Origin of the sequence: Ahrensia sp. R2A130 (genome assembly GCF_000179775.1) — a bacterium.
Taxonomy (GTDB): Bacteria; Pseudomonadota; Alphaproteobacteria; order Rhizobiales; family Rhizobiaceae; genus Pseudahrensia.
On the sequence record NZ_AEEB01000005.1, the window covers coordinates 133,923 to 148,944 of the forward strand.

12 protein-coding genes are annotated in these 15,022 nt (G+C 58.5%); 4 read left to right on the top strand and 8 right to left on the bottom strand.

Annotated elements, in window-relative coordinates; translation table 11 throughout:
• Window positions 1–140: 140 nt before the first annotated feature.
• Window positions 141–677, top strand: coding sequence for a hypothetical protein (locus R2A130_RS06955; protein ID WP_009464302.1), 537 nt, complete (start codon window positions 141–143; stop codon window positions 675–677).
• A gap of 151 nt (window positions 678–828) precedes the next feature.
• Window positions 829–2,247, top strand: a complete 1,419-nt coding sequence (locus R2A130_RS06960) for a mechanosensitive ion channel domain-containing protein (RefSeq protein ID WP_198008659.1) — start codon at window positions 829–831, stop codon at window positions 2,245–2,247.
• Between the two features lie 67 nt (window positions 2,248–2,314).
• Here R2A130_RS06960 and R2A130_RS06965 read toward each other — a convergent pair whose 3' ends face one another.
• The 4 genes from R2A130_RS06965 to R2A130_RS06980 all read right to left on the bottom strand — a co-directional run bounded on the left by R2A130_RS06965 (window position 2,315) and on the right by R2A130_RS06980 (window position 7,277).
• Window positions 2,315–2,830 (bottom strand): GNAT family N-acetyltransferase, encoded by a 516-nt coding sequence (locus R2A130_RS06965; RefSeq protein WP_009464304.1) that lies wholly within the window; start codon window positions 2,828–2,830, stop codon window positions 2,315–2,317.
• Window positions 2,831–2,978: 148 nt separating this feature from the next.
• The gene (locus R2A130_RS06970; protein ID WP_009464305.1) at window positions 2,979–3,728 is read right to left on the bottom strand and encodes a Bax inhibitor-1/YccA family protein; all 750 of its coding nucleotides are present in this window, start codon (window positions 3,726–3,728) and stop codon (window positions 2,979–2,981) included.
• 208 nt (window positions 3,729–3,936) lie between these two features.
• Complete coding sequence (locus R2A130_RS06975) at window positions 3,937–6,552, bottom strand: ABC transporter permease (RefSeq protein ID WP_009464306.1); 2,616 nt, start codon at window positions 6,550–6,552, stop codon at window positions 3,937–3,939.
• Complete coding sequence (locus R2A130_RS06980) at window positions 6,549–7,277, bottom strand: ABC transporter ATP-binding protein (protein WP_009464307.1); 729 nt, start codon at window positions 7,275–7,277, stop codon at window positions 6,549–6,551. Before R2A130_RS06980 ends, R2A130_RS06975 begins: the two co-directional genes overlap by 4 nt.
• 200 nt (window positions 7,278–7,477) lie before the next feature.
• On the opposite strand from R2A130_RS06980, the gene R2A130_RS06985 reads away from it, so the two are divergent.
• Window positions 7,478–8,134 (top strand): arylesterase, encoded by a 657-nt coding sequence (locus tag R2A130_RS06985; protein WP_009464309.1) that lies wholly within the window; start codon window positions 7,478–7,480, stop codon window positions 8,132–8,134.
• A gap of 88 nt (window positions 8,135–8,222) precedes the next feature.
• On the opposite strand, the gene R2A130_RS06990 is transcribed toward R2A130_RS06985, so the two are convergent.
• The 3 genes from R2A130_RS06990 to pyc all read right to left on the bottom strand — a co-directional run bounded on the left by R2A130_RS06990 (window position 8,223) and on the right by pyc (window position 12,980).
• Complete coding sequence (locus R2A130_RS06990; protein ID WP_009464310.1) at window positions 8,223–8,552, bottom strand: hypothetical protein; 330 nt, start codon at window positions 8,550–8,552, stop codon at window positions 8,223–8,225.
• Window positions 8,553–8,679: 127 nt separating this feature from the next.
• Window positions 8,680–9,414, bottom strand: a complete 735-nt coding sequence (locus R2A130_RS06995; protein ID WP_040305309.1) for an SDR family NAD(P)-dependent oxidoreductase — start codon at window positions 9,412–9,414, stop codon at window positions 8,680–8,682.
• An 89-nt stretch (window positions 9,415–9,503) separates the two neighbouring features.
• Entirely contained in the window at window positions 9,504–12,980 is a 3,477-nt protein-coding gene (gene pyc, locus R2A130_RS07000) for a pyruvate carboxylase (protein WP_009464312.1), read from the bottom strand.
• Window positions 12,981–13,185: 205 nt separating this feature from the next.
• Between pyc and R2A130_RS17525 the strand changes: the two genes are divergently transcribed.
• Window positions 13,186–14,649 carry a diguanylate cyclase domain-containing protein gene (locus tag R2A130_RS17525; RefSeq protein ID WP_009464313.1) on the top strand — a complete coding sequence of 488 codons (1,464 nt, stop codon included), beginning with the start codon at window positions 13,186–13,188 and terminating at the stop codon, window positions 14,647–14,649.
• Here the strand turns inward: R2A130_RS17525 and R2A130_RS07010 are convergent.
• Window positions 14,646–14,972, bottom strand: a complete 327-nt coding sequence (locus R2A130_RS07010; protein WP_009464314.1) for an SH3 domain-containing protein — start codon at window positions 14,970–14,972, stop codon at window positions 14,646–14,648. The two genes, R2A130_RS17525 and R2A130_RS07010, sit on opposite strands and share 4 nt — an antisense overlap.
• Between the last annotated feature and the right edge of the window lie 50 nt (window positions 14,973–15,022).

Here is a 15,022-nt window from a genome sequence, read left to right on the forward strand (position 1 = left end):
AATCAATGCCTTAAGGCTATCAATAACTGGATTTCTTTTCATTGGTTATATCAATTCACCACAACCATCTTCTTGGCAAGGGCAGAGACACAGGTTGACGCCCCTCAGATAACCCAACCGCCTGAACCAGGAGAATTGATATGATCAAAACTGTTGCACTGTCCGCCGCTCTCGCAATCGCTGCCACCACTGGCCTCGCCCATGCAGATTCCGCTGCATTGACGAAAGAGAAAGTCACAGCACTGCAAATGGCATGGGGTGAGGGTATCGTGAAAATCGGCTCGGTCCACACCAAGGGCGGCGACTACAAGGCTGCCGCGAAAGAGCACATCGAGCAGTTCTACGCCTATGGCGAGAGCGAAGTTTTGTTCAAGCCGACACTGGCCAGCGAAGACCAGTTCCGCGGCACCTTCGATGAGGCGATGTCCTACTTCGTCGGCGGCAGCAATGCTGAAGACGGCGGCTTTGCCATCGCGCCCTACACTAATGTGCGCTGGGAAAATGAAGGCACGGTCATCAACGGCGAAACCGCGATGTCCATGGGCAACTACTTCTTCACCACGAAAGCCGGTGACGAAGTGAAGGTCGAATACACATTCGGCTTCGAGCAGATGGACGATGGCGACACAAAAATCGTGCTGCACCACTCCTCAATCCCGTTCTCGCCTGCCTCGTAAAACGCAAACAAGACTGAACAGCGAAGGGGTCGGGCTGAAAAGCCCGGCCCTTTTTTTGTGGGCTTGTTACATTTGTTTTGAAACGGCAAAGCTTTGAGCGCGTTGAGTAGTGATTACAGCGCTCTACCGGAACGATGAGATGCAAACTCGAATGGCCCAGACTCCGACCCTCACCGCGCCTGCAGTGTCGGTGCGGTCGCTCTCGCAATACATTTCCATCTTGTTCGTGCTGCTCGCAATTCTTTGTTTTTCTGTACCGGGGGCCTTTGCGCAAGACACTCAAGAGCCGGCAGATGCTGCACCGATCACGGCCGCTCCGCCTGCCGACCAGGACCGGCAAATTGAAACCCGGTTGACGGGCATATTCAGCGAGATCGACGGTCTGGCCGACGTTGCAATTACACTGAACGAAGGCGTCGTGCGGCTGGGCGGTACGGTTGCCAATGAAACAGCAGCAGAACGTGCGCTGGATCTCGCCAGACGTGTCGAAGGGGTGGTCGCGGTCGAAGACGAAATGGACCGCACCCGAAGTGTCGAAGACAATCTCAATCCGGTGCTCGAACGAACGGAAGGTGCGATCAGCGACGCCGTGAAGGCATGGCCGCTCTATGCAATTGCGCTCATCGCATTTCTTCTGGTGGCACTGCTGGGGCATCTGCTTGGGTCGGCCAAGCGGCTATGGGGTGCTATCGCCCCCAATCCGTTCGTTGCTCAACTGATCGGCCAATCCGTCCGCATTGCCGGTATCATTGCGGGTGTTCTGCTGGCGCTCAATTTGCTGGATGCGATGGCGCTTTTCGGCGCGGCTGCCGGTAGCGCTGGCCTCATAGGGCTCGCGGTCGGTTTCGCCTTGAAGGATACGATCGAGAACTACGTAGCGAGCGTGATGCTGAGCCTTCGTCAGCCCTTCAGGGCCGATGATCATGTGGTCATCAATTCACATGAAGGCATCGTTGTTCGGCTGACGTCACGAGCAACAATTCTAATGACGCTGGACGGCAATCATCTGCGCATCCCCAACGCGGAAGTCTTCAAGGGGACGATCCTGAACTACACATTGAACCCTCAAAGACGGCTCTCCTTCAAGCTCGGCGTCGATGCGGCGGATGACCCTATTGAGGCTTCAGCGGCAGGTTTGAAGGCCATGCGGTCATTGAAGTTCCTGCTGGATGAACCGAAACCATCTGCAGCGGTGGAGGAAGTCGGGGACTCCAACATTCTCATTCAGTTCTCCGGTTGGATCGACCAGAACGAGGCTGACTTTTTGAAGTCACGCAGCGCCGCCATCAATGTTGTAAAGACGGTTATCGAGAATGAAGGCTTCACCCTGCCCGAACCGATCTATCGCGTGAGGCTGGAAGGAATGCCCGTAAATCTCACCGATCAGAAAGTGGAAAGTGGGCTGGCGGCACCGAAGTCTCAGGCTACGAAAACGTCTAAGAAGGCTTTGAAGCCAGTGCCGGACAATGTCGATGTTTCGCCTGATGACGATGTTCGCCAGCAGGTGGCGAAAGAGCGGAAGGTTGCGGGCAATCAGGATTTGCTGAGTAACGAACGCCCGACCGAATGAGCAGTTGAAACGTTCGAAATGGCGACTGGCGCGGTTGCATGTAAACGCTGACGTCGTGCCTCTATCTTCATAACTCGCGCTGCATCAGCACCGTATCCAGCCAGCGATCATGCTTGCGCCCGATACTGCGCAATCTGCCTGCCGAGCGGAAACCCAGTTTAGCGTGGAGGCGGATGCTCGCCATTTTATCAGGGGCATCGCTGGCGGCTTCGCAGGCGATGACCGCGATTATTTGACGGTATTTTCGGTCCTTGCAGGCTTCTATCAGAGCGGTGAGGAGGGCGCGGCCTGTGCCGGTGCCTTGCTGGCTTGGGGAAACATAAACCGTGTCTTCTACCGTAGCGCCATAGGCGGGGCGGGGGCGATAGGCTGATGCATAGGCATAGCCGGTGATCTCGTTGCCTTCGCGCGCGATGAGGATGGGGTAACCTGCCTCCTGCAAGCCCGACAAGCGACGGTTCATTTCTTCTTCATCCGGCACATCCAGCTCGAAGCTGGCGATGCCGTTCTCGACCCAGTGGCCATAAATGGCCGTGATTGCTGCGACCTCGGAAGGGTCGCCGGTAAAAGCCGTTATCGTCATGCCTGCAGTCCCCATACAGTCCACGTTGCAAGTTTCGCGAAGCTGTTACGCCTACAGGATTCCAGCAGAATGCGTTCGAGGCAAACGAAAAAGGGCGCCACGATTGCTCGCGACGCCCTTCAATGTCTCGGCCATGTGGCCTGCGCGACTACTCGCGGTTGCCCATGAAGGACAGCAGGAACATGAACATATTGACGAAGTTCAGGTAGAGGCTGAGGGCACCCATGATGGAAGCCTTGGCCATCATCTCACCATTGTGAGCGACTGAATCGTACATGTGCTTCAGGCGCTGCGTGTCATAGGCGGTGAGACCAGCGAAGATCAGAACACCGATGGCGCTGATGGCAAAGCCGAGTGCCGAAGACTGCAGGAAGATGTTCACGACCATCGCGAGGATGAGACCGATCAGGCCCATCATCAGGAATGAACCCATGCCGGACAGCACGCGTTTGGTGGTGTAGCCGTAAAGCGACAAACCGGCGAAAGCTGCAGACGTCACGAAGAATGTCTGCGTGATGGAGCCGAGCGAATAGACCATGAAGATCCAGGAGATCGACGCGCCCATGACAGCGGCAAATGCGTAGAACACGCCCATTGCAGCCGTTTTTGACAGTTTGTTTATGCCGAAGGAAATAACCAGCACGAAGGCCAGCGGTGCCAGCATAAGAACCCATTTGAGCGGGCTGTTATAGACAGCGTTGGCAACAGCCGGATTGGACTGTGCCCAGGTTGCCAGACCGATGGCGGAAAGGCCAGTTACGGCAAGAGCGGTCGCCATGTAGTTGTAGATGCCCAGCATGTAGCTGCGCAGACCCTCGTCGTACTGGACGTCGGTGCCTGCTGCAGGGGCTGCGCCCGGCATAGTGCGGGTGCGATATTCTTCGCGGTAGTCAGCCATGTGATCCCTCATGAGATAAGGCGGCGCAGAAATCCTTGCCGCAGCTGATGAAACATTGAGACGGGTGCTGAACGCACTTCGCCTGTGGGTGTAATATGCGGTGGTCTGACGGCGACTTCAAGGCCAACAGGTGTGACGCGACCCCGCATAATGATAGTTTTTCTCTATCGATCGTTAACGCTTTTCCAGTCGTTGCCGTTTCCGACCTCTACAATTCCCGCAACACCGGCGCCGCTTTCTGTCCCAAGACACGCCATGTGCCCACCAAACCGAAGCCCACGGTGAACACGAGCGCGGCCACCACCGTGCCGATGGCAACAGATGGCAGCAGCGTGAACGTGAAGCCCATAATGCCGTCAATCACGAACCACGACGCCAAACCACCCGCCAATAGCGCGAAAATCGCGGTGGCGAGGCCAAGCAGGGAATATTCCGTCACGAACGCAGAGATCAGCACTTTGCGCGTTGCCCCCAGCGTTTTCAGCACCACCGCATCGTGAGTGCGCGCGCGGTTGCCCGCTGCCAACGCTCCGGCCAACACGAGGATAGATGCAGCCAACGCCAAAAGGGCAGCAGCACGGATGGCAGTGGCAAGCTGTTCGATCAGCCCGTTAACCGTCGACAACGCATCGCGCACACGCACCGTTGTCACGGTTGGAAATGCCGTAGTGACCTCGCGCAAAATGTCTCCGTCGCGGGCGGTCTGCACAGCGGTTGCTTCGCCTTCCAGCGTTTCGGACGGGTCCACCTGCAACGTCGCCAGATAGGCATGGGGTGCACCGGCAAATGTGTTGGGCGAGAAAACCATCACGAAGTTCATGGAGAACGAGCGCCACTCCACGTTGCGAAGGTTGGCGACAGTCGCGGTGATATCGCGGCCCAATACATTGATCGTCAGCTTGTCGCCAACGGACACGCCAACTTCATCGGCCTCTTCGGCAGCGAAGGACACGAGGTTTTCGCCACTATGGTCCGCAGCCCACCACTCGCCCTCCGAAACAGATGCGTTTTCCGGCTTCACAGGCGAGTAAGTGACGCCACGATCACCCCGCAGCACCCATTCACCACCTTCTTTCACCTGAATTTCGGCAGCCGGCACATCGTTGATCGACACGATCCGACCGCGCAGCATAGGCGTCTGCTGAACAACACCATTGGGCGCAACCTCCTCCAGTTTCGCCACAAACGGTTCCACCTCGTTGGACTGGACATCAACGAAGAAGAAGTCGGGTGCCTGTTTGGGGATATTGGCTGAAATTTGATTGCGAAGATTGCCGTCGATCAGCGCCAAGGCCACCAACAGGGCAAGACCAAGACCCAGTGACATGACGACAGAAGGTGTGAGCGCACCGGGCCGATGGATATTGCCGATGGCCAATCGCAGCGGCGTGGACCGCACCTGCGGCATGCGCTTTGCAATCCACTGAATGCCCATAGCAACCACGCGCAACAGCACGAAGGACACGGCAATGCCGCCGATAAACGTCCACGCGATACGGCGGTCGCCCGCCTGCCAGACAGCCAGCCCAACGAGAGCGGCCACAACGATGGCCGTGGCGACAACATAGACAGAACGCGGCCAAGGCGCGTTGTCCCGCGCAGCATTACGAAAAAGTGCAATGGCCGGAATGTCCCGTGCCTGACCCAGCGGCCAAAGCGCGAAGGCAAGCGCGGTGAGCAGGCCGTAGGCAATCGCAGACAGCAGTGCGCCGGGATAGAACACTTGCGCCGATGCCACGGGCAACACATCCGCCAGCGCCCATTTGGCCACCGGCGGCGCTAACGCACCCAATAATAAACCGATGGCGATACCCAGCAAGGCCAGCGCCAGAATCTGCATCAGATATACAGCGAAGACGAACCATGCCGGAGCGCCAAGGCTCTTGAATGTCGCGATGACGCCACCCTTGGTATCGAGATAAGCGCGGACAGCATTGGCCACGCCAACACCGCCAACGATAAGTGCGGTGAGGCCCACCAGCGTGAGAAACTGCGAAAAGCGCGTGACGTTTCTTGTCAGCGCAGGCGCGGCATTGTCGCGCCCGCGAACCCGCCAGCCGGCTTCGGGGAACTCGGCTTTCGCCGCTTCGGAAGTGGCCGCAACGTTCTCTTGAGTGGCGTCGGCAAGCGCCAGACGGGTGGTCCATGATACGAGGCTGCCGGGTTGCACCAGCTCGGTGCGGTCAAGGACTTCACGGCTGATGATAACGCGGGGGCCAAGCAGAAAATTATCCGACACGCGGTCGGGTTCGGTGACGATAGTACCAGTGATTTCCACAGTCTCAGCACCAATTGAAATGCTATCGCCCACTTCGATCTGCAGCCGCGACAGAAGCACAGGGTCAACAACCGCGCCGCGCGCGAGAGCGTCTGCAGGTTCAGCAACAAAGCTGCCGGTGAGCGGCCATGTGTTGTTAACGGCTTTCAACTCCACCAGCGATTGATCGGAGCCGTCCGGTTTACGGGCCATGGCGCGCATGGTGGCGGCCGTAGAGGTTTCACCCTGTGCCGTTACCCACGCCCGTTCAGCTTGGGTCAATTCCCGCTGCTGCGTTTTGAAGGATAGATCGCCACCCAGAAGCGTCCGACCTTCCTGCGCGATGCCTTGCGTGATGGACAGCGCCACAGCATTGACGCCGGAAATGGCCGCAACACCCAGTGCGATGCAGGCGAGAAAGACGTAAAATCCAGTTAGCCCACCGCGCAGTTCGCGCAGGGCAAACCGTAGGGCCAATGGGAGAGAGGCAGCGTTTTGCGCGCTTTCCGGGCGAACGCTGGTTGCTGTACTTGAGGTAACGTCAGCGACACTCTCCCCGATAGTCATTGCGCTGCCACCAAGGCAGCGCCTGCATCTTCGATCTCGCCTTGGCGTACGCGCACCATATCATCGCAGCGTTCGGCCAGTTTCGGATCATGCGTCACCAACACCAACGTGGTGCCGCGCTCACGTTGTTTGGTGAACAGAAGATCGGCGATCTGCGTTCCGGTTTCACCGTCGAGGTTGCCGGTGGGCTCGTCCGCCACCAGAATTTTCGGGTCCGGTGCAAGCGCACGGGCCATTGCAACGCGCTGCTGTTCACCGCCGGACATCTGCGAGGGATAATGCGTCAGCCGCTCGCCAAGGCCCACCGCTTTCATTTCCGCTTCAGCCTTGTCAAAGGCATCCGCGATGCCCGCCAGTTCCAGCGGCACAGCCACATTTTCCAGCGCTGTCATATTGGGAATAAGATGGAACGACTGGAACACGATGCCGATATTGCGCCCGCGAAACGCTGCCAAACCATCTTCATCGAGATCGGAAAAATCCTCGCCCGCCAGCTTCACACAGCCTTTATCGACCCGCTCCAAACCAGCCATCACCATCAGTAATGTCGATTTGCCGGAACCGGACGGTCCCACCACACCGACGGAGCGACCCGCAGGCACAGCCAACGAAATACCCCGCAAGACGTGGACCCGAGATGCGCCCTCGCCAAGCGTCAGGTGAACATCATCGAGCTCGATTGCCGGAGAAGAAGAGAGTGCAGTGTCGTGGTGGGGCGCAGACATAGATAATCCATCCTCGGTTCGGCCCGCAGTTCAGGGAGGGTTTGCGGAGCGACGTATCGGCACCATATGGAGCGGATGATGCCGATTTCAAACAGACGAATCGTCGCCGTTTGTCGCAAAGTGGCTGACGGAGCGGTCGAACACCCGTTCAAACCATGTTCAGGTGGCATCCGTATAAGAACATGATGGAGGACTTTCAGATGACCAGAACCATGTTGACCAGACGCACCATGCTTGCATTTGCAGGTGCGGTTTCGCTCACGCTGTCAGGCCTTGCCCACGCTCAGGAAGACGTGCCGACGATCGTCGGCTTCGGCGATAGCCTGATGGCTGGCTACCAACTGCCAGCAACCGATGGCTTTGTACCGAAGCTGCAGGCTGTGCTGGACGCGAAAGGCCTGCCTGCGAAAATCGTCTCTGCTGGCGTATCGGGTGACACCACAAGTGCGGGCCTGTCGCGGCTGGACTGGTCGGTTCCTGAAGGCACGGATGCTGTCATTTTGGAACTCGGTGCCAACGACGCCCTACGCGGCTTGCCGCTGGCCAAAACGCGCGCGAATCTCGACACAATGATTTCACGTCTTCGCGAACGCGGCATCGAAGTGCTGCTGGTGGGCATGCTCGCGCCGCCAAATATGGGCAAAGAATACGGCGACGAATTCAGCACGATCTTCACCGATCTGGCAGCGAAATACGAACTGCCGCTCTACCCGTTCTTCCTCGATGGCGTGATGGCAGTGCCCGGTACGCAGCTGGACGATGGCATGCACCCCAACGTGCGTGGCGTAGAAATCATGGTCGCCGGCATTCTGCCAAAGGTCGAAGAGCTGATCGAAAAATTACGGCCCACGCCGTAGGGCACGACGGCAACAAAAAACCCGCCCTCGTTTCCGAGAGCGGGTCATCAACTGCCCTGCCCGGGCGGTCGAACTATTGAGCCGTAGCCTAGTGGCGGTGGCGGCGTGTGTGGCGATGACGATGGCAGAAGTGACGGCCATGGCAATGACGGTGACGATACACGCGGCGGCGATTGTTGTGGCTGTGACGACGCGAATGGCGATGGCTGTGGCAATGGCGGCGACCGTGGCAGTGACGGCGCGAGCGGTTGTGGCGATGGCGGTAACCACGACGGTGAACGTCGATCACCAAACCCGATGCGCCGGAATTGATGGCGCCGGACGACACCTGCCCTGCAGGCATTGCCTGTGCGGGTAGCGAAACGAACCAGGCGGAAATGCCGAACACCGCTGCTGCAATAAATTTCGTGAGTTTCATGGGTATGGTCCTCCCCGTCCATGGCGCTCCGACTGGACGTCGATGAGCTTGGAGAACACCATAGCGGCAACCTGTCGCAATGTGTGTGCGAATGTTCACATAGCGGTGAACACCTTAGCAGATGCCTTCACGCAGGTATCGGCGCACCATCCCATGCAAACACCTTGCCGGTGTCGCTGGAAGACAATCCATCGAGAACATCCAGCATCGCACCCGCCGCAAAGTCCGGCGTGAACAATTTGCCGTCAGCCACATTGCGCTGGAACGGCTCCGACAGGCCGGTATCCACCGTGCCGGGATGCAGGCCGACCACGATACCCTCCGGCCAGCGGCGGGCGTGTTCGATGGAGGCTGTTTTCAACATCTGGTTCAGCGCGGCCTTGGCCGAGCGGTATGAATACCAACCGCCGATACCATTATCGGAGATCGACCCCACACGTGCCGACAGCGCGGCAAAGACCGATTTTTCATCGCGGCTCATGGCGGGCAGCAACGCCTTCATCATCAAGGCCGGTCCGAACGTGTTCACGTGAAACACGCGGTGCATGTCATCAGAGTTCAAAGCGCGCATGGCCTTTTCTGGGCCAAGATCATCGCCTGCATGGAGAAGACCCGTCGCGATGATGACGAGATCCAAGTCCTCGCTCTTCATCGCCGTGCCCAGCGCATCAATGGTTTCCGGCTTGTCGTAGTCCGCCACGTGGGATGTCACACGTGAATCATCCGTAGGCGAGGCGCCGGAACGCGAACAGCAATGCAGCCGCTCCAACCCGTCCCGCGCCAAAAGCCGTTCGACAAAAGCCGCGCCAATGCCGCCGGTCGCTCCCATGACAAGAGCCGTCTTCACGCTTGCATCACCCATTCCATCACCCACCTATCATTCATCGCGTCACGCTAACTAAACACGCGCGTGATGAAGTGGCTGCATGCCCTTTGCGCGGCGGTTGGACGCTACCCTTCCATCCGCACGAGCAAATCTTTCGCATCGATCTGGTCGCCGCGCTTCACCAGCACTTCGGCGACCACACCATCGGCTTCTGCATGGAGCGCGGTTTCCATCTTCATGGCTTCGATGGACAGCAGCACGTCCCCGGCCGCGACTTCGGCTCCCGCTTCCACCATGATGGTGGAGACGACACCCGGCATCGGCGCGCCGACTTGCGATGAGTTACCGGCTTCCGCTTTCGGGCGGGCAACGGCAGCAGAACCACCATGGATACGGTCCGGCACCCGGGCACGGCGGGGTTGGCCGTTCAGCTCGAAGAACACCGTGACCATGCCCTGATCGTCCATCTCGCCCATGGCGAGGCAGCGGATGAGCAACAGCTTGCCCTGTTCGATTTCAACACGGATTTCGTCACCCGCCTTCATGCCGTAAAAATAGTTCGGCGTCGGCAAGGCGCTGGTGGGTCCAAAGGCCTGCTGCGCCAGCGCATAGTCCACGAACACTTTGGGGTACATGAGATAAGACGCGAAATGCTGGTCGGAGACCTCGCGGCTGATCAGCTCTTCGACCTCTTTGCGGAGTGCATCGAAGTCGGCGTCCGGCAACACATCGCCCACACGACCGGCCAGCGGTTTCTCGCCTTTCAACACCTTGGCCTGCAATGCAGCCGGCCAACCGTCTGCGGGACGGGACAGTTCGCCCTTCATAAGCGACACAACGGATTCCGGGAACGAGATTTCCTTGTCCGGGTCCAACACTTCCGCGACGGTCAAATCCTGGCTGACCATCATCAGCGCCATATCGCCGACAACCTTGGATGACGGCGTCACCTTGACGATATCGCCGAACATTTCGTTCACCGCCGCATAGGTGTGGGCGACTTCGGTCCAGCGGCTCTCCAGCCCCATGGAGCGGGCCTGCTCCTTCAGGTTGGTGTATTGGCCGCCCGGCATTTCGTGCAGATAAACCTCGGAGGCAGGCGCCTTCACGTCGCTTTCGAACGCCGCATATTGCGCGCGCGCCTGTTCCCAGTAGAGCGAGATTTCGCGAATGGCATCGATGTCCACATCCGGTGCGCGCTCGTTGCCGGACAAAGCTTCCACGATGGAACCGAGGCAAGGCTGCGACGTACCGCCGGACAAGGCGTCCATTGCGGCATCTACGGCATCAACGCCTGCATCGACAGCAGCAAGTACGGTGGCCGCAGACAGGCCAGATGTGTCGTGGGTGTGGAAGTGAATCGGCAGTTTGGTTTCGTCACGCAGCGCTTCGAAAAGCACTTTGGCACCGGCGGGCTTCAACAGACCGGCCATGTCCTTCACGCAGATGATATGGCAACCGGCCTCTTCCAGCTCACGCGCCATAGTGAGGTAATAGTCGAGATCATATTTGCCCTTGCGCGGGGCCATCACGTCACCGGTGTAGCAGATCGCGCCTTCGCACAGCTTGCCGGATTCCAGCACCGCGTCGATGGAAACGCGCATGTTGTCGACCCAGTTCAGACAGTCGAACACGCGGAAAAGATCGACCCCACCGTTGGCCGCTTCCTTGATAAAACGGCGCACCGTGTTGTCGGGATAGCCCGTGTAGCCCACACCGTTGGAGCCACGCACCAGCGCCTGCAACAACAGGTTCGGCGCGCCTTCGCGGATTTTGTCGAGGCGCTCCCACGGGTCTTCGGTGAGGAAGCGCATCGCCACATCGAAGGTCGCACCGCCCCAACATTCCAGCGACAGCAGGTTGGGTAAAGCCTTGCCGTAAGCATCTGCTACCGGCGCGATGTCGGCGGTTCGCATGCGGGTGGCGAGAAGCGACTGGTGGCCATCGCGCATGGTCGTGTCGGTGAGCAGCACCTTGGGATGGTCGCGCATCCATTTGGAAAACGCTTCCGGTCCGTCCGCTTCCAACCGTTGTCGCGTGCCGTCCACGATGGGTTTGTCGTACCACGGCACAACAGGCTTTGCGGCTGCAGGGTTTGGCTTGGCACGGTCCCGCGCTTCGGGATGGCCGTTGACGGAAACGTCCGCCACATAGTTAAGCAAACGGGTCGCACGGTCGCGGCGTTTGACCTTCTCGAACAGCTCCGGCGTCGTGTCGATGAACTTCGTCGTGTAGGTGTTATCGGCAAATTTCGGGTGGGTGATGATGTTTTCAAGGAACGTCAGGTTGGTCGCCACGCCGCGAATACGGAACTCGCGCAGCGCGCGGTGCATGCGCGCAATCGTTTCCTGATAGGTCGGCGCCCAAGCCGTGACCTTCTCCAAAAGCGGATCGTAAAAGCGGGTGATGACCGCGCCGGAATAGGCTGTACCGCCATCGAGGCGGATGCCGAAACCGGTGGCACCGCGATAGGCAGTGATGCGGCCGTAATCGGGAATGAAATTCGTCTCAGGGTCTTCCGTGGTGATGCGGCACTGCAGGGCATGGCCGTTCAAATGAATATCACCCTGCTCAGGAACGCCGCTTTCGGGCGTGCCAATTTTGTGACCGTCCACCAGATGGATCTGCGCCTTGATGATGTCGATGCCGGTCACTTCTTCCGTGACCGTGTGCTCCACCTGCACGCGGGGGTTCACCTCGATGAAGAAGAATTCCTCGCTGTCGATATCCATCAGGAATTCGATGGTGCCTGCACCGAGATAATTCGTTTCGTTGGCGATCTGCAGAGCGTAACCGCAAAGCTCATCGCGCTTTTCCTGAGAAAGATATGGTGCAGGCGCGCGCTCGACAACTTTCTGGTTACGGCGCTGCACGGAGCAATCACGTTCGAACAGATGCACCGCCGTGCCCTGCCCGTCGCCCAGCACCTGAACTTCTACATGGCGGGCGCGCTCCACGAGGCGCTCCAGATAAACCTCGTCCTTACCGAAGGCTGCTGCCGCTTCACGCCGCGCTTCAAGCACTTCGTTTTCGAGTTCGTCTTCGGAACGGATGGTCCGCATGCCGCGACCGCCGCCGCCCCATGAGGCTTTCAGCATGATCGGGTAGCCAACCTCGTCGGCCATCTTGCGGATGGTTTTGGCATAGCCGTCGCTTCCTGCATCCGGCAGCGGTGGCGAGGCTGGCACGACAGGCACACCGGCTTCCACGGCCAAATTGCGCGCTGCAACCTTGTTGCCCAAACGGCGCATCGTGTCCGCCTTGGGGCCGATGAAGGTCAGACCAGCTTCGGCGCAGGCATCCACGAATTCAGGTGATTCCGACAGCAGCCCGTAGCCGGGGTGGATCGCATCCGCACCGGACAGTTTGGCCACGCGAATGATTTCCTCGATTGAGAGATAACTCTCGATTGGACCCATGGGCTTTTTCAAATGCGGCCCGGTGCCGATCTGATAGGCTTCATCTGCCTTGAACCGGTGCAGCGCCAGCTTGTCTTCTTCCGCCCATATAGCGACCGTTTTCAGCCCCAGTTCATTGGCTGCCCGAAACACGCGAATGGCGATTTCAGAACGGTTGGCGACAAGAATCTTTGTGATGGGCATGTGTGGCATCCGGCAAGGAAATGGGTCTGCCCCCTGTCCTAACCCGCAAGCCTATGGAGGGCTAGAGGAACCCGCGCATAGCTGCCCTGCTGGCTGCTGAAAAATGGGGGCGGCAAGCAAAGCGCTTGTTAACGCTGCCTGTTGGGGAGCTGGAAAGGAGTATCGGCGATACTGCTCTACAAAATACACACCAGAAGAACGACCCATGCGCACGCCACAATATGCATCCCGACTGATCTACATGTTCAGCGCAACCGCCATGGCGATTTTCGTGGTCTGCGGCTTTTTGTTGTTGGGCGCTGCCGGTTCGATTGCCGATGACGTGCATGACCGCGATGTGAAGCGGCTTGTGTCCAACGCGGTGCAGCAGCAAATTCGCATTGTCGCGCGCGACCAATCACAGGTGTCCAATTGGGCCGATACCAACGATGCCTTCGGCGAAACCATAAACATGGAATTCGTCACAGAAAATATGTCGGGCTGGCTGTATCCCGATTTTCAGATCAAACGCACGATCATTCTGGGGCCGGAAGGTGAGACCCGCCTGAACATCGATCAGACCCGCACCACCGAGCCGGATAAAGCCGCCACAACGATTGCTGCTGTGCAGGATCTCATCGGCAGCGCGCGGCAGCTATGGATGGAACGCCGCGAGCCTGAAGGTAACGGCTATACTGTGCCTGAAGATGCCACCCGCAGAGGGGCAGAACTTTACGCTGCAGATATTCGTATGGTTGACGGACAAGTTTCCGTTGTCGTGGCGCAAGGCCTCGTGCCCGATGACGGGCGGGTCATGTCTGCCGATAATCCACACATCATGGTAACGGTCAGACACCTGACGCCAGCAATTTTCGACGCCATGAGCGAGGCTATGGGCATCGAGCAATTTGCACTTGTGAGAAACACTTCCAAGGTTGGTGAAGGCCTCAAGCAGCTGCCCGTGGGGAGTTCCAATGTGATCGCCCGTTGGCAGGCTTCACCTCCTTCCACCACAATCTGGCGCAGCTCGTTGCCCTTGATTGGCGTCATTCTTCTTATCGTCAGTTCAGCGCTTGGCTTTCTGTCCTACCGCCACAGCAAAACAATTTCGGCTCTGCAACGCAGCGAAGATGAAAACCGCTTTCTTGCCTTGCACGACGCGCTGACCGGCTTGCCCAACAGGTTGCAGTTTGACCGTTCGCTGGAAGGGGTAATTTCCAGCGGCGGGATAGGCAGATGCGCCATTTTATGCATCGATCTCGACCGCTTCAAAGCCGTCAACGACACGTTTGGCCATCAGGCAGGCGACGCGGTTCTGGCCGAAGTCGCAAATCGCATTACGCAAGTGGTAGGCGATACCGGCATGGCCGCGCGATTGGGCGGCGATGAGTTCATGGTGTTGCTTCATGATGGGGCAGACGATGCATCGGTGGTGGAAACCAGCCAGACCATCATCGATAGCGTCAGCCGCGAGATCATGTTCCCCGGTGGTTCCGCCTTCATCGGCGCAAGCATTGGCGTGGCGCATTGGCCGGACGATACGTCAACAGCAAAGTCGATCATTCGCAGTGCCGACGAGGCGCTTTATCAGGCGAAAGAAAGCGGACGGGGCCGCGTCTGTCTTTCGACAAACGACGCGCCCCTCGCGCCTGTTCTGGTCAACGAGAAAGTCGAGCGCGCTGCCGCTTAGACACCATCGCAAGTGCGGCGCACGTAGCGGGCAAAAACCCAGCCGGACGTGTTGGACGCATCATCATAGATATAGAGCCAGTTGCCGCGACGGCGGTCGATGCCCACCGTGTTGCCGTTGAACGTCTGCCCGATCATCCGTGACGAGCTTGTCGGGCGTGCGCGAATGGCTAGGAAGCCCGTACCCTTGTTCAGATTATAAGTGCGCGACAGGCCGCCAACTGTACCGGAGCAATCCCCAGCATGAGCCGGACCAATGGACAAAGATGCCAGCACCAGAACCGAAACCACGCCCAGAAGGCGAATGGATGCAAATGAAATCATAACAAAAATTCCCCCGAGATATGAGCATGGCGACACGGCCATCTTCCCGA